Source organism: Algoriphagus ornithinivorans (assembly GCF_900115305.1).
GTDB classification, from domain to species: domain Bacteria; phylum Bacteroidota; class Bacteroidia; order Cytophagales; family Cyclobacteriaceae; genus Algoriphagus; species Algoriphagus ornithinivorans.
In genome coordinates, this window is the sequence record NZ_FOVW01000009.1 from 80937 (window position 1) to 96331 (window position 15395).

General features: G+C 39.1%; 13 protein-coding genes. All 13 read left to right on the forward strand.

All coding sequences use genetic code 11. The features are described from left to right. The 13 genes from cyoE to BM073_RS14570 all read left to right on the forward strand — a co-directional run bounded on the left by cyoE (nucleotide 1) and on the right by BM073_RS14570 (nucleotide 15390). The gene (gene cyoE / locus BM073_RS14510) at nucleotides 1-906 is read left to right on the forward strand and encodes a heme o synthase (protein ID WP_091655051.1); all 906 of its coding nucleotides are present in this window, start codon (nucleotides 1-3) and stop codon (nucleotides 904-906) included. 2 nt (nucleotides 907-908) lie between these two features. Next, nucleotides 909-1490 carry a cytochrome c oxidase subunit 3 gene (locus BM073_RS14515; RefSeq protein ID WP_091655120.1) on the forward strand — a complete coding sequence of 194 codons (582 nt, stop codon included), beginning with the start codon at nucleotides 909-911 and terminating at the stop codon, nucleotides 1488-1490. 27 nt (nucleotides 1491-1517) lie between these two features. Beyond that, a complete protein-coding gene (locus tag BM073_RS14520; RefSeq protein WP_091655052.1) occupies nucleotides 1518-2294 on the forward strand; it encodes a cytochrome c oxidase subunit 3 in 777 nt (258 codons plus the stop codon). 20 nt (nucleotides 2295-2314) lie between these two features. Continuing rightward, entirely contained in the window at nucleotides 2315-2644 is a 330-nt protein-coding gene (locus BM073_RS14525) for a cytochrome C oxidase subunit IV family protein (protein ID WP_091655053.1), read from the forward strand. A gap of 74 nt (nucleotides 2645-2718) precedes the next feature. Beyond that, nucleotides 2719-3387, forward strand: a complete 669-nt coding sequence (locus tag BM073_RS14530) for an SCO family protein (protein WP_091655054.1) — start codon at nucleotides 2719-2721, stop codon at nucleotides 3385-3387. After that, nucleotides 3374-3925: a DUF420 domain-containing protein gene (locus tag BM073_RS14535; RefSeq protein WP_091655055.1), complete on the forward strand. Its 552-nt coding sequence runs from the start codon at nucleotides 3374-3376 to the stop codon at nucleotides 3923-3925. The genes BM073_RS14530 and BM073_RS14535 overlap by 14 nt, the downstream gene beginning before the upstream one ends. A 27-nt stretch (nucleotides 3926-3952) precedes the next feature. After that, on the forward strand, nucleotides 3953-4204 hold the full coding sequence (locus BM073_RS14540) for a CAMCR motif-containing small membrane protein (RefSeq protein WP_091655121.1): 252 nt from the start codon (nucleotides 3953-3955) through the stop codon (nucleotides 4202-4204). 56 nt (nucleotides 4205-4260) lie between these two features. After that, complete coding sequence (locus BM073_RS14545) at nucleotides 4261-7965, forward strand: ATP-binding protein (protein ID WP_091655056.1); 3705 nt, start codon at nucleotides 4261-4263, stop codon at nucleotides 7963-7965. A gap of 43 nt (nucleotides 7966-8008) precedes the next feature. Then, nucleotides 8009-11473, forward strand: coding sequence for a DUF8818 domain-containing protein (locus BM073_RS14550; protein WP_091655057.1), 3465 nt, complete (start codon nucleotides 8009-8011; stop codon nucleotides 11471-11473). A 64-nt stretch (nucleotides 11474-11537) separates the two neighbouring features. Further along, entirely contained in the window at nucleotides 11538-12242 is a 705-nt protein-coding gene (locus BM073_RS14555) for an SDR family oxidoreductase (protein WP_091655058.1), read from the forward strand. Nucleotides 12243-12246: 4 nt separating this feature from the next. After that, a complete protein-coding gene (ispG, locus tag BM073_RS14560; protein ID WP_091655059.1) occupies nucleotides 12247-14229 on the forward strand; it encodes a (E)-4-hydroxy-3-methylbut-2-enyl-diphosphate synthase in 1983 nt (660 codons plus the stop codon). An 87-nt stretch (nucleotides 14230-14316) separates the two neighbouring features. Next, nucleotides 14317-14511: a DUF6728 family protein gene (locus tag BM073_RS14565; RefSeq protein WP_091655060.1), complete on the forward strand. Its 195-nt coding sequence runs from the start codon at nucleotides 14317-14319 to the stop codon at nucleotides 14509-14511. A gap of 129 nt (nucleotides 14512-14640) precedes the next feature. Beyond that, nucleotides 14641-15390, forward strand: coding sequence for an NIPSNAP family protein (locus BM073_RS14570; protein WP_091655061.1), 750 nt, complete (start codon nucleotides 14641-14643; stop codon nucleotides 15388-15390). Nucleotides 15391-15395: the final 5 nt, after the last annotated feature.

A 15395-nucleotide genomic window follows, 5' to 3' on the forward strand; every position in this document is an offset into this window, starting at 1 on the left:
ATGAGGACAGTTGGTGTAACTGACCATTCGATAATGGATGTCCTAGTTGGACGTCTGAAAGCCTACTCTGATCTACTGAAATTCAGATTGTCAGCTTTGGTGACTTTCTCTGCAGTCTTTGGTTATATCCTAGGCGATAGAGGAGCAAGCTTTGGCTGGTCTGGCTTTTTGGGATTAGCTTTAGGTGGATTCCTGATTTCAGGTGCCTCAGGCGCTGCTAACGAAATCATGGAGCGGGATTTGGATAAGTTGATGAAGCGAACCCAAAACCGACCTTTACCCTTACAGATTATTTCTCTTAAAGAAGCCTATTGGTTCACCACAATGGTGGCAATAATAGGTGTTTCTTTGCTTTGGATTTTCACTAATCCATTGACCACTTGGTTAGGAATATTAAGCATGGTGCTTTATGTATTTGCTTATACTCCTTTGAAAAAAGTTGGTCCTATCGCAGTATTCGTAGGAGCTATTCCTGGAGCCATGCCCCCTTTATTAGGATGGACTGCAGCTACAGGACAAATTACTTATGAAGCGCTAATTATTTTCGGTATTCAATTTATCTGGCAGTTCCCTCATTTTTGGGCAATTGCTTGGGTAAGTGATGAAGATTATAAGAAAGCAGGCTTTAAGTTGTTGCCAAGCGGTGGAGGACAGGATTTGAATACAGCTATTCAAATCATGATATACACCTTGTTTTTGCTTCCTCTCGGTTTATTGCCAAGCTATTTTGGTTTGACTGGTTTGAATTCCGGGATTGTGGCAACTATCTGTGGCGTATTGTTCTTAGCTCAGACCTTTTCATTAATGAGGGACTGTTCTAGAAAGTCTGCTTTGAAGATCATGTTTGGGTCATTCCTTTATTTGCCAATTGTTCAGATTGCGTATCTATTGGATAAACTACCTTAATGATGGAAAAAGAATTGAAATATGTAGATATGGTTGAACAGCCAATCTCAATGCATCCAAAGAAGTTTGCATTGTGGCTGTTTATGGTTACTGTGGTGATGATTTTTGCTGCTTTGACCAGTGCCTACATCGTACGTCAAGCAGAAGGAAATTGGCTGGATTATGAATTGCCTAATATATTTTGGGTTACTTCTGGAATTGTAGTATTAAGCTCAGTTTTCCTTCATTTTGCTTATATCTCAGCCAAGAAAGATAATATTTCTCAGCTTCGAATAGGTATGGTGGGTGCAGTTGTCCTAGGGCTAGCCTTTTTGGTAGGTCAATGGTATAGCTGGGTTGCTCTGGTAGATAGAGAAGTGTTTTTTGTAGGTAATCCTGCAGGCTCCTTTCTATATGTATTTACCGGATTACACGCCTTACACCTTATTAGCGGTGTGATATTTCTGATTATTGTATTAATTTCGACCTTTAGATATAAAGTTCATTCACAATCAATGAATACTATGGAGATGGCCACTACCTATTGGCATTTCCTCGGAGGTTTGTGGATTTATCTCTTTATGTTTTTGCTATTGAATCATTAAAATTAACCTGGTACAAATAAATTAATTATGTCTGCGCATTCTACTGCAATTGGAGTAAGCTCTAAAAGAGGCGTTTGGGGAGGTGGAAACGAACCTCTTAAAGCCAGCTATGGAAAACTGATGATGTGGTTTTTCTTGCTCTCCGACATCTTTACCTTTGCTGCTTTTTTGATCAGCTACTTAGCAATCCGTGTAAGTTATCCAGCTTATACAGGTCCTGCTGACACCTTTGTAGGATCTAACGAATACTGGCCAGTTCCTGAATTGGTATTCGAAGCTGTTCCATTTCTACATGGAATTCATGCTCCATTGGTTTTCGTAGGTATCATGACTTTCATTTTGATTTCCAGCTCAGTTACCATGGTATTGGCTGTAGAAGCAGGACACAGAAATGATAGAAATGATGTAGTAAAATGGATGCTTTGGACTATGTTGGGTGGTATTACTTTCCTTGCATGTCAGGCATGGGAGTGGAATCACTTTATCCATGGTACAGATGGAGGAACTGTCCTTACTTATGTCAACTCTTTAAATAGACAAGTTACAGAAACTGTCTTTGGGGCAAACTTGGTGGTGAATGAATATGGACCAGCCTCTTTCGCTCAATTGTTTTTCTTCATAACCGGTTTCCATGGTTTTCACGTAACTATTGGTGTTGTACTTCTTTTCCTTTGCTTTTATCAGGCTGCAGTGGGAGTGTATGATAGAAGAGGCCATTATGAAATGGTTGAAAAAATTGGACTTTACTGGCACTTTGTAGACTTGGTATGGGTCTTCGTGTTTACCTTGTTCTATCTAATCTAAGCATTTAAAATTCTTGTAATATGGAAATTCAGGATAACAAGTCAACCTTGGAAGTAACCCCAAGAAATGACGAGAAAATAAAAAAGATCTGGAAAACTGCAGGTATACTTTTAGCGATAACAGTTGCTGAGTTTATCATGGCATTTACTATGGATAGAGGAATTTTGCTTTATGCTTTATTCATCATCCTGACAATCTGGAAAGCCAAGTATATCATGATGGAATTTATGCACTTGGGTGACGAAGTGAAGCCTTTGTTTTACTCTATCATTGTGCCTTTGATCTTCCTAGTTTGGTTATTAATTGCCTTGGCAAAAGAAGGATCAGACATCTTTATGATGCGTTGGTAGAATTCTTTTAAAATAATTAAAAAAAGTAGGTTGGGGTGTGACACTTCAACCTACTTTTTTGTTAAAAGCATATCATGAGAGGATTAAGAATATTACAAGGCTTGGTATTGGTATGTATCTTATTGATACCCGTGCTGATCATCATGTTTTTGAGAGGATTTGGAAACAACGAGTATGATTTGCCAATCTTTTACCAAAATGGGGTAGAGAATCCCTTCCGAGAATGCACCTTTGAGGATAGCACTCAGCACTATATTCCTGAATTTACTTTTGTAAATCAGGATGGGGATAATGTAGGAAGGAAAGACATGGAAGGGAAAATCACTATTGTTGATTTTTTCTTTACTTCTTGCCCAAGTATTTGCCCAGTGATGTCTAAGGAAATGGAACGTGTCAATGATATGTTTCGGGAAGAACCTCGAGTTCAGATCATGTCAATTAGTATTGACCCTGAGTATGATACTCCCGAAATCCTACAAGAATATGCTCAAAAGCACAACGCTACTTCCGATAAATGGCAATTTCTCTCTGGTCCGGTGGATGAGACCTATCAGCTTGCAAGATGTGGTTTTATTTTACCAGCTCTAGACGGCATGGGTGTTCCGGATGATTTCGTGCATAGTGATAAATTTGTACTCGTTGATGAGCTGGGAAGAATCAGAGGATATTATAGTGGCACGAACAGAGAGGACGTAGATTTGTTAATGTTAGAAACCAAAGTCTTATTGCATGGCAACAAGTAATTCCCTGCTTCAAAATGAAGCAAAAGTCAAAAATTGGATCATTGTTATTTCCGTTCTGATCCCCGTAGCCGTAGCTGTTTTGCTATTTATGCCTAGTAAGGTAAATATTGGCGCAGAATGGGTTTATTTTCTACCTCATTTGAATGCAGTAATGAATTCCGCTGCAAGTTTGGCCTTGATTTTAGGGCTTATATTTGTCAAGAAGAAAATGTATTCCTACCATGGAGCGACCATGAGCGTAGCATTTGGATTAGGAGCAATTTTCCTGGTTTCTTACGTGATATATCACGGAGCTGCCGAAAGCACCTCTTTTGGAGGGGAAGGATGGGTTAGACCTGTCTATTATTTCTTACTGATAACCCATATTATTCTGGCTGCAGTGGCACTTTTTCCTATTCTTTTCGCTTATTACTATGGATATACCAACCAAAGGGAAAAGCACAGAAAAGTGGTTAAATTTGCCTATCCGATTTGGTTGTACGTTTCAGTGACAGGTGTAATCGTCTATTTGATGATAAGCCCTTATTATATTCACTGATACTATTGAAAATTGAAAGGAGTTAAGATGAAGAAGTTGAAAACTTTATTATTTACAGTATTGGCATTCTTACTAGTGCAAGTCAATTCTTTTGCGCAATGCGCTATGTGTAGAGCCTCTGTAGAGAATAACGTAAGTAATGGTGATACGAGTATTGGTTCTGGTTTGAATACCGGGATTTTATATCTTTTTGTCATGCCCTATCTCATTGCTACCGTAATAGGTATTCTTTGGTATAGAGCCGCCAAAAAAAGAAAGTCAAAACTCGCACTTAGATAAGCATTTAAAGAAGCAAAGTTTGATCAAGGACTTTGCTTTTTTTATTTTTAGACCAAATGAGCTCAAACGTTCGCAGGCTGATTATCTTGATCAGCAGTTTTTCTCTCCTTGCTGTTTTAATCCTGAATTTCTTTTTCTTTCAAAAAAGTGATGAAGAAAGCTTCATTACTGTGCTGGAAGAAGAAATTCAACAAATTGACAGGGAGTTTGATGAGGATTTTGTCCAAATCTTAATGGTTATCAGACCTGACGAGGAAATTACTTTTGACCGGATCAGTTCTTCGGCAAATAATCATCCATTTTTTATTCTCAATCCTGAAAAGCAGCTATTATTCTGGTCGGATTTCACCTTTACCTTAAACTTTGATCAGGTAGATGAAAACAAAGAGTATCAGCTACTGGAAGATCCTTATGGAAAGTTTTTACTTAAAAACAGAAAGATCAGTCGAAATGGTAAGTCTTATTTGGTGGTTCATGCGTTTCGTCTGGTCTGGCCGGGATCTATTGAAAATGACTATTTAGTAACCGGAGCAAATTCCAGGCTTTTTGGGAATGATAAATTTATCCTAAAACCAATAGGAGAGGAAGCAAATCATCAAGTCAGTAATCTAGCGGGTGTCCCGATTTTCGGGATTGATTTTCAGATCGGCTATCAATCGGCAGGACGGATTTCAAACCCCGCTGTCTTTATCTTTTTCACTTCTATTTTCTTGCTTTATTTTCTGCTCAGTTCAGATTTTGTATTGAAAAAATGGAGGAAAGGAAGAAGATGGCAAGGAGTAGGATATGGGATTCTGGTAGTTTTGGCATTTCGACTGGTTATGCTAATTCTGGGATTTCCCGGAGAGTATTTCAATATTGCCCTTTTTGACCCAAGTTATTATGCCGCGTCCTGGTTAAACCCCAGTTTAGGAGATTTATTAATCAATACGGTTTTTGGAGTGGCTGTATCGGGCATGATTTTATATCAGCTGGTATCTCCTCGTACCCATGAGAAGATTACCATACTTCAAACGAAACAAGAACTGAGAATATTCTTTGGGATAGTTTTCCTGATTTCAGCCTTAGGTTTTTATCTGGTTTGGGAATTACCAAGAGATCTAATTCTAAATTCTCAATGGCCATTGGATATTGAGGCCATCCCTACGTTTGGGATTTTTGAGGGACTGAGCTTTTTGATTGTTTTTCTCTGGTCGGCTATCTATGTGCTATTCTGTCTTTCTCTGGGAAGTTTGTTGTTGGAGCTCAATGCACCCAAGAAAATTTATTTCAAATACCTATTAGTTGCAGGACTTCCCATAGGATTATTAGCTTTATTCTTGTCTACTTGGTTGGGAGTGGCCTGGTTTATACACCTGATCTTCCTCTTTTTGGTTATCAAATTTGAGCTTTTCAGAAATATTTTCAGACTGGGACTTAATACCTTTTTGACTTTTTTCTTTGGCTGTTTGATCACTGCCGGGATTGCGGGTATCAGTACTTTTCAAACAGAAAGAGAGCAATTGATCCAATCCAAAGTTCGCTTTGCCAATCAAAACCTCATAGAAAGCGATGTGATGACTGAATTTTTCTTGGGAGAAATTTTCAGCCGCATTCAATCCGACTTATTCATTCAAAATAGACTGGCAGACCCTTTATTATCCAAAGATCCCATCGAGACTAAAATCAGGCGTATCTATTTGGATAATTACTTTGATCAGTTTGATGTCCGTGTCAGACTGTTTTCTCCCAATGGACAAGACTTAATCAATTCGCCAGATAATAGATCACTCAATAGGCTAAGAGATCAATATGTCAAATCAGACTATGTAACCAGTCTCAAAGGACTCTACTTTATCAGAGGCTCGGAGGGAAATATGGGGAATCAATTTATTGCCTTCATTCCAATTCAGCGCGATGAAAATTTACTCGGGACCTTATTTCTGGAATTGAGGCAACTAAGAGTTCAGCCTGGCTCTGTATATCCTAAATTACTTCTAGATAAAAAATACAGTGAAAAATTAGATCCAGTCAGATTTGATTATGCTATTTTCAGAGAGGGAGAGATCATCCGAAATGCCGGTTCTTTTAACTATTCCAATTCGGATTTGCTGGCAAGACTGGATGAGTCCAAACTGATGGGTTCGGGTATTCATGCCAATGGCTACCATCATTTCGCGGTGTCAAATGGGGAAGAAGTAATTGTGATATCCTCGGAAAACAGGCCTTTTTCCTACTTCTTCGGGAATATATCTCTCTATTTCGTTGTATTCATCTTTTTGACTTTTTTCACCATTTTGACCAATGTACTGATTAAGGGAAGAAAGAATTTTGAGTTTAATTATTCTACCAAGCTTCAGCTTTACCTCAACTTTGCCTTCTTTTTTCCAATTATCATCATTTCCATCATCACAATAGGGCTTTTGGCGAATAGTTACAGGGAGGACTTGGATAGGCAGTATATACAGAAGGCTGCTTTGATTCGTGGGAATCTTTCCAGTTTTCTTGGGGATCGTTCACTTAGTCAGGTAAATCAGGATTTGCTGAATGAGGAGGTTGTCACCTTGGCGAATACTATTGCCGCTGACATTCATTTGTACAATTCAGAAGGCAAGCTGGAGTCCACCAATCGACCTAATATTTTTGATAAAAAATTGCTGGCCCCGAAGATTAATCCGGAAGCTATTTCCGAAATCATTGAAAAAAATCAACTTCAGTTTTTGGCTGAAGAACAGATTGGAAAGCTTAGATACAAGTCTGTTTATTTGGCTATTCCTACTGCCACTGGACAAGGGATTTCCGCGATATTGGGAGTTCCGTTTTTTGAGTCTGAGGCGGAACTGAACACCCTGATTGCAGATGTGTTGAGTAATATTTTCAACACGTTTGTGATTATTTTCATTGTCTTTTTGGTTGTTTCCTTCTTCGTTTCCAAAAACTTGACCTTCCCTTTTAGACTTCTGACCCAAAAGTTGAAAACCACCAACTTGGAGAATAACGAACCTATGCATTGGGATGCAAAGGATGAAATCGGTCTTTTGGTCAATGAATATAACAACATGCTTTTCAAGCTGGAAGCCAGTAAAAAGGTGTTGGCATCTACAGAGAAAGAGTCTGCCTGGAGGGAAATGGCCAAGCAAGTTGCGCATGAAATCAAGAACCCCTTAACTCCTATGAAGCTGACTTTGCAGCATTTGCTGAGATTGGAGGAGGCTGGAAGATTGGATGATTTGCAAAAACTCCGAAAGTCTCTGGAAACCCTCATTCATCAAGTTGATGCCTTAAGTGGAATAGCTTCATCATTCAGCACCTTTGCCAAGATGCCATTGCCAAAAAATGAGCTCATGAACTTTAAAGCGGTGGTAACAAGAGTTTTGGATCTTTTTAAGAATGATGAAAAAGTTGACTTGATTTTCCAGGATGACTCTTACACGGACACTATCCCGATAATGGGGGACGAAAAATTATTTGGTAGGGTGGTTTCTAATTTAATTATCAATGGAGTTCAGGCTGTGGAAGAGGGAAAAACTCCACAGATTAAAGTATGGCTTTGGATGACAGAGCAGGCGGTATTTCTGGAGATTTCTGATAATGGAAAAGGTATACCAGAGGAACTTAGAGACAAGATCTTTATCCCAAATTTCAGTACCAAATCCACCGGTTCAGGATTGGGGCTTGCCATAGCGAAATCTGGAGTGGAAACAGCCGGAGGAAAAATATGGTTTGAAACTGATTTCGGAAAAGGAACTACATTTTACCTAACTTTTCCTATAGCCACATAAGTTGGCTTTTAGTACCTTGTGAGTAAAAGGGTCTGGTTTTCTGATGCGTAGTTGCTTGCTTATACTTCTATTTTTTCTGCTGGGGAATTTTTATTCCAAAGCCCAGCAAATCTGTAGGCAGGTTCCTGTAGCTCAACTTCAAAAAGGGATGGAGTTGGATTCTCTTTCAGGAATTGAAGAAACCATAGTTTTAAAAGATGAAAAAGGCGATATCTATCCTTTCGTATTCGATTTCAGCAAAAATTTTATTAGTATAAAGGAAGACGTAATTCCAGCTACTGATTCCCTAACACTGTGTTATCGCACATTTTCTGTTCGCTTTGACAAACCCATTGCCAGAAGAACCCTTCTCCAAAATTATGATTCTACGGCCAGATTTAGGGACAATAGGGTGATCCAAAATGAGGTTTTGGACATCAGAGAAGAGCTCTTTCCCAGTACAAATTTGTATAAGTCGGGTAGTTTGACTCGGGGTGTTTCTATAGGGAATACGCAGAATGTTTTTGTGAATTCTGCGCTAAACCTTCAACTGGAGGGAGAAATTGCTGAAAACTTGAATATAAGAGCCAGTATTACAGATCAAAATGTTCCATTTCAACCTGAAGGGAATACGCAGCAAATTCAGGATTTTGATAATGTGTTGATTGAGCTGTATAATAATGATTTTCGTTTGGCTGCCGGAGATGTGGTTTTGCAGCAGAGGCAGTCTGAATTTCTTCGTTATTACAAAAACGTTCAAGGTCTTCAGCTGACCACTCAATATAAGATGAAGGGAAATTGGGAGGCAAGTACCCAGGGATTTGCTTCAATTGCTAAAGGAAAGTTCGCTTCTATACAAGTCCCAATATTAGAAGGAGTATTAGGTCCATACCGGTTAAATGGACCTAATAATGAGCGCTTTGTTATAATCATGGCTAATTCAGAGCGGGTGTTTTTAGATGGAAAATTGCTCCAAAGAGGCTTTAATGCCGATTATGTGATTGATTATAATCAGGCTGAAATCACTTTTACTCCAAAAGTTCTCATTACTCAATATTCCAGAGTTCGTGTAGACTTTGAATTTGCAGAGAGAAATTATTCCCGTTCCATAGTTGGCGCTAACCATTTACAAACCAACGGAACAGTAGATTTTTATATGAACTATTATCAGGAGAAGGATAATAGAAACCGTCCCTTATTCACTGATTTCTCTCAAGAGGAATTAGCACTTCTGGCAAGTGTAGGTGATCAGGTTGAAAATGCCAGAATACCGAGGATAGATTCTGTGGCTTTTGATCCCAATCGGATTTTATATGAAAAAATAGTGGAAGAAGATGGACAGGGAAACCCCATTGTATATTACAGGTTTTCGAAGGATCCTGAAAAGGCTTTTTTCGATCTTTCTTTTTCACAAGTTGGCTTTGGAAATGGGGATTATATCAGGACCAATCAGCTATCTAACGGAACGGTTTTCGAATATGTGCCGAGGCTCAATGGTCAGCCACAGGGAAATTATTCCATCGTCAGTCAGTTGCCGGCACCTGATAAAAGAAGCATGTTGACTGCGGGTACCAGAATCAAAATTACTGAACATGAAAAAGTCTATACTGAATTTGCCCTGTCCAGCAGAGATAAAAATCTTTTTTCAACTATTGATAATGAGGATAATCAGGGAATAGCCTGGAAACTTGGCTTAGAATCTTCCAAACGACAAAGCAAACTCTTACCGGGATATGAGTTGAGCGGGAAGACTGAATTTGAATACAATTCCAGCAATTTCAATTTTATAGATCGCTTTCGTTACATAGAGTTTGACCGGGACTGGGGAATTACTCAGGAAGAGCTTAAGAGCGCTGCGGCTGAAAGATTTATTCAAGTCGGGATTTCTGCTACAAAGGATGATTCCAATAGATTTAACTACCTGGTATACCTTAGAAATCGACAGAATGTATTGAACGGAACCCAACACACTGCCAATTGGGATTTCCAAGTAGGAGAGAGGATCAAGATCAGAAATGAATTTTTCAGCCTTCAAAGTGAAAAGTATACCACGAAATCTGAATGGATTAGATATCTCGGAAATATCTCTTACCAATCCAAAATTTTTATGCCTGGCTACCAGTTTTCTTTGGATCAAAATGTCCTTAAGGTCAGCGAAACAGATTCTGTTATTAGCACAGCCATGAATTTCAAAGAGCATTTGATTTTCCTTCAAAACAATGATACGCTCGGAGTAAAGTTTCGATTGGATGCCGCTTGGAGAGAAGATAAAGCTCCTTTTTCAGGAGTATTGGAGAATGATACCAAAGCATTTACTTCTAATTTCACTTTTCAGAAACAATGGAATCAGCACAGCTTGACAAGTACCTTTACCTATAGGGAATTAGCATATTTGCAAAGAGCCTTGCCGAGAGAACTGACAGTCATGGGCAAACTGGATTATATAGGTTCTCTTGGGAAAAATCTCATCAGAAATGAATTGAGTTATGCTATCGGTAACGGCCGGGAATTGCAGAGAGAATTTGTTTTTATTCCTGCCCCGAATGGAGATGGAACCCATACTTGGAGGGACGATAATGGAGATGGGATTCAGCAGTTGAATGAATTTTACATAGCAATCAATCCAGAGGAGAAACAGTATATTAAAATTTTTGTACCTACTGATACCTATATCCAAGCTTACACTTCTCTTTTAAATTATAGAGTTCAGGCAAAATTTCCGGATGAGTGGAAAGAGGCTGGAGGAATTAAATCCTTCCTCCAGCGCTTTTCAAATACCAGTAGCTTAAGTATTGAAAAGAAGGTGACTTCAGAGGATTTTTTGGTTCGGGTCAATCCATTTATCGGAGGAGTACAACGCGAGGATATTCTTTCATTAAGGCAAGTGATTCGAACATCCTTGTTTTTTAACCGGGCATCTGCACTTTATGGATTTGACCTATCCTTGTTTGATTCACAGCTGAAGCAGTTACTCTCGGGAGGCTTTGAAGATTTGATTCAAAAAGACTGGAAGTTGAATACCCGATATAATTTTACAAACAGAACTACTCTTCGAATCCTAGGCTCCACAGGTCAAAGAGTTTCCAGCTCAGACTTTTTATCCAATAGAAATTATCAGATCCAGCAGCGATCCCTTGGCCCCGAGTTTGTTTGGCAGCCCAGTGTCAAATTGAGAATGACGGGTTCTTATGTATTTACAGATAAGGTCAATGAGGCGAATATTGAATTTGAAGAAAAAGCCCAGAACCATCAGGTAGGATTGGATGTGCGATTTGCAAGAGCCATCAAGACCACCTTGAATTTCAATTTGAAGTTGACCCAGATAGATTATAATGGAGTGGTCAATTCTCCAGTGGGGTATGAGATGTTGCAGGCTTTGACTCCTGGAACCAATATTATCTGGAACATGAATTGGCTCCAGAAGATTGGAGAAGGTTTACAGCTAAACATGGTATATGAAGGAAGAAATTCCCAAGGCTTGGATCGCATTGTTCATGTGGGAAGAGTGCAAGTGACGGCACTGTTTTGATAAAAAAATGTAACTTTGCTGGCTCTAGATAGTTGTCATACTAACTATTAAAACACTAACAAAAATGCCCAAAAGCATATTGGTAACAGGAGGAACAAAAGGAATTGGGAAAGCCATCATTCATCGCTTTGCGAAAGAGGGCTTTGACATCGCCACATGTTCCCGAAATCAGGAAGATTTACGTAGATTAAAAGAGGAGTTAGAGTCTAAATTCCCTAAGATAAAGGTCATAGCAGAAGTGGCTGATCTTTCTCAAAAAGATCAAGTGAAGGCTTTTGCTTCCAAAGTCCAAGCCGAATTTCAGCCAGACGTTTTGGTAAATAATACAGGCTTATTTTTACCGGGAGCCATTCACGATGAGCCGGAAGGGAATTTTGAATTGATGATGCATACCAATCTTTTTTCGGCTTATTATTTGACCAGAATTTTTATTGAAGATATGATCCAAAGAAAATCAGGTCATATTTTCAGTATTGGTTCAATCGCAGGGACCACCGCCTATCCTAATGGAGGTAGTTACGCGATTTCCAAATGGGCCATGCTGGGAATGACGAAATGCCTTAGAGAAGAAATGAAACCCCATCAGATTAAAGTAACTTCCATTTTGCCTGGTGCCACTTACACGGCAAGCTGGGAAGGGGTTGATTTACCTATTGAAAGATTTATGAAGCCTGAGGATGTAGCGGAGTCTGTATGGGCTGCTTACAACCTTTCCCCACAATCTGTTGTTGAAGAAATAGTGATTCGCCCACAATTAGGTGATATTTAATCATATGGAGCCATTAATTAAGTCTAGCGATTTATTGTACTGTAATAGTCTTACTTCCTATTCACGTAGAAAAACCATTCCTGTCAAAGTTGGGGATGTATACATAGGTGGGGACAACCCAATAGTGGTACAGTCCATGACCACGGTAGATACCATGGATACTCAAGGGTCTGTTGAGCAATGCATACGTATGATTGAGTCAGGATGCCAACTGATCAGAATCACGGCTCCCAGCATCAAAGAGGCTGAAAATCTTCGAAAGATAAAAAATGAACTCAGAAAGAGAGGTTATCAGACACCCTTGGTAGCTGATATTCATTTTACTCCAAACGCAGCCGAAATAGCAGCAAAAATCGTCGAAAAAGTACGGATCAATCCGGGCAATTATGCCGATAAGAAAAAGTTTGAGGTCATAGAATATACTGACGAAAGTTACCAGGAAGAGCTAGATAGAATCCGTGAACGCTTTTTGCCTTTGGTGAAAATCTGCAAAGAACATGGAACTGCTATGAGAATTGGAACCAATCATGGATCTCTCTCTGACCGGATCATGAGCAGATATGGAGATACTCCCTTAGGCATGGTAGAATCAGCCTTGGAATTTTTAAGAATCTGTGAGGATGAAAATTATCATGATATCGTCATATCCATGAAATCATCCAATACGCAGGTGATGGTGCAGGCATATCGTCTTTTGGTTCAAAAGTTGGAAGAAGGTGGATTTAAGCCTTATCCCTTACACCTAGGAGTAACTGAAGCTGGAGAAGCCGAAGATGGAAGAATCAAGTCAGCTGTTGGAATTGGAGCCTTGCTTGAAGACGGGTTAGGTGACACAGTACGGGTTTCATTGACAGAAGATCCGGAATTTGAAGCTCCGGTAGCCAAAGCTTTGGTAGATCGTTATACCAATAGATCCAGACATCAGGAGATAGATGTGATTCAAGATTATCCAATCAATCCATTCGAGTATACCAAAAGAAGTAGCGCGGAGGTTTACAACTTTGGAGATCATAATGTGCCGAGAGTAATCACAGATATTTCAAGAATAGAAAAGATTACTGAAAAGGAAATGAAGGCAGTTGGTCACTTTTATCTGCCTGAATTAGATAAGTGGAAAATGAATGATCAGGGATGTGACTTCGTCTATTCCGGTTCCAATTCCATTCCTTTTATGCTTCCTAATGGAATGAAGGAAATCCAAAACTTCGAAGTTTGGGATGAAGCTCCTGATCAGAAAAATAAGTTTCCGCTATTTACTTGGGGGAATGTTCAGAGTGCCAGTGTTTTTCATGAAGCATTGAATTTTCTCGAATTGCTGGATACAGAGGTGGAGGAAGCTATTCCATTTTTACAAAACCAAACCAATTGGGTGGTTATTTTAAAGACCAATAACACTCATGCCATGCCGGCATTGAGAGCGGCTTTTGTAAAACTTTTGAAAGTAAATTGTACTATTCCTGTGGTAGTAAAGGTTAGCTACCCAGATCAGTCAGCTGATAAAACCATGCTTTACGCCGCCACTGATGTAGGAGGTTTGTTGGTAGATGGATTGGGAGATGGGATTATGATTTCCTTGGAAAAGGAAGCAGCTCATGAGAGACATGAAATGCTGGAGCAAATTAAGCTACATAATTCAGTTTCTTTTGGAGTCTTACAAGCTGCCAGAACCCGAATGTCTAAGACTGAATATATTTCTTGTCCTTCCTGCGGTCGAACGCTATTTGATCTTCAGGAAACGACGGCTATGATTCGGAAGCGAACAGATCATCTCAAAGGTGTTAAAATCGGAATCATGGGCTGTATCGTAAATGGTCCTGGAGAAATGGCTGATGCAGATTATGGGTATGTAGGTTCAGGAAAAGGGAAGATTACTTTGTATAAAGGAAAAGAAGTGGTCAAGCGATCTGTTCCATCAGAAAAAGCTGTGGATGAACTTATAGAAATCATTCGTGAAGACGGGCAATGGATTGAGCCTGAAACCATCTGATTTCCTGTTAGAAAAGCAAATAAAGATACTGGCATTTGGGTAAACTTATCTTCCCATCAGCGTGTTAACAGTAAAAATCACAAGACTATGTCTGAAAAAAATAAAGTAAAAGAGTTCTTTAAGTTGGGTGAGGTGGGGAATTACTTTATCCGGGTTTTTCAAAAACCAGATCCTAATCAAAAATCAAATTTCAATCTGAGAATGATGCATGGAATTAACAAGATTTCCATCATCATCTTCTTATTTGCCATCATTGTATGGACGATCAAGAGATTGATGTAAATGCATATATAATTTCCTTTGAAGCCTGATTTCAGTTTTGAATCAGGCTTTTTTATTGCCGATGGCGGGAATTCTTCTTTTTTTGAGGTATTTTAGACTCAATCAACCCTCAATAACCTATTCAATTTCATGAAAAAACTATTTACAGTTATCCTGCTTGCATTTCTTTCAGTTCAGGTTTTCGGTCAGCAATTGCAAAATATCAAGTCTAATTATTTTGAATTGCGTGTTTATACAGCTCATGAAGGGAAAATGCCCGATTTAATTAAGCGTTTTCAAAATCATACCATGAAGATTTTTGAGCGCTTAGGGATGGAAAATATAGCCTACTTTCTTCCGGTGGACGAAAGTGAAAATAAGCTTTACTACATCATAGGCTATCCGGATGCAAAATCCAGAGATTTATTATGGCAAAAATTTTCCGCTGATGAGGAATGGCAGGCAGCCTATCAGGAATCAATCAAAGACGGGATTTTGGTAAAAGACATTCAGGAAACTTTTATGGTACTTGCGCCGGGTCTGAATGAAGGTCCTTTGCCTGCTCCAAGTGGGATATTTCAGCTGAGAATTTATCATTGTTTTGATGGAAAGATCAGCGATATCCAGTCCAGATTTAGAAATCACACCCAAGCTTTATTTGAAAAGCAAGGTTTAAAAAATTATCCGTATTTCTTGACAGTTGAGAAGGGAGGCAATCAGCCTAAACTGGTCTATCTCTTGGGACACTCAAATCAGGCGACTTATGAAAAATCCTTTGCTGATTTTGCAAAAGATCCGGCATGGATTAAGGCAAAAGAAGCCTCAGAAAAGAATGGCAAAATAGTGGAAAGAGTGGATGCGGTTTTTTTAAAAACCTTGCCTTTTTCTCCAATGAAATAGAAAAG

Coding starts and splice junctions, on each gene's coding strand:
- BM073_RS14570 (WP_091655061.1), top strand. CDS start 14,641: ATGAAAAAACTATTTACAGTTATCCTGCTTGCATTTCTTTCAGTTCAG.
- BM073_RS14525 (WP_091655053.1), top strand. CDS start 2,315: ATGGAAATTCAGGATAACAAGTCAACCTTGGAAGTAACCCCAAGAAAT.
- BM073_RS14535 (WP_091655055.1), top strand. CDS start 3,374: ATGGCAACAAGTAATTCCCTGCTTCAAAATGAAGCAAAAGTCAAAAAT.
- BM073_RS14550 (WP_091655057.1), top strand. CDS start 8,009: ATGCGTAGTTGCTTGCTTATACTTCTATTTTTTCTGCTGGGGAATTTT.
- ispG (WP_091655059.1), top strand. CDS start 12,247: ATGGAGCCATTAATTAAGTCTAGCGATTTATTGTACTGTAATAGTCTT.
- BM073_RS14540 (WP_091655121.1), top strand. CDS start 3,953: ATGAAGAAGTTGAAAACTTTATTATTTACAGTATTGGCATTCTTACTA.
- BM073_RS14515 (WP_091655120.1), top strand. CDS start 909: ATGGAAAAAGAATTGAAATATGTAGATATGGTTGAACAGCCAATCTCA.
- BM073_RS14565 (WP_091655060.1), top strand. CDS start 14,317: ATGTCTGAAAAAAATAAAGTAAAAGAGTTCTTTAAGTTGGGTGAGGTG.
- BM073_RS14530 (WP_091655054.1), top strand. CDS start 2,719: ATGAGAGGATTAAGAATATTACAAGGCTTGGTATTGGTATGTATCTTA.
- BM073_RS14520 (WP_091655052.1), top strand. CDS start 1,518: ATGTCTGCGCATTCTACTGCAATTGGAGTAAGCTCTAAAAGAGGCGTT.
- BM073_RS14545 (WP_091655056.1), top strand. CDS start 4,261: ATGAGCTCAAACGTTCGCAGGCTGATTATCTTGATCAGCAGTTTTTCT.
- cyoE (WP_091655051.1), top strand. CDS start 1: ATGAGGACAGTTGGTGTAACTGACCATTCGATAATGGATGTCCTAGTT.
- BM073_RS14555 (WP_091655058.1), top strand. CDS start 11,538: ATGCCCAAAAGCATATTGGTAACAGGAGGAACAAAAGGAATTGGGAAA.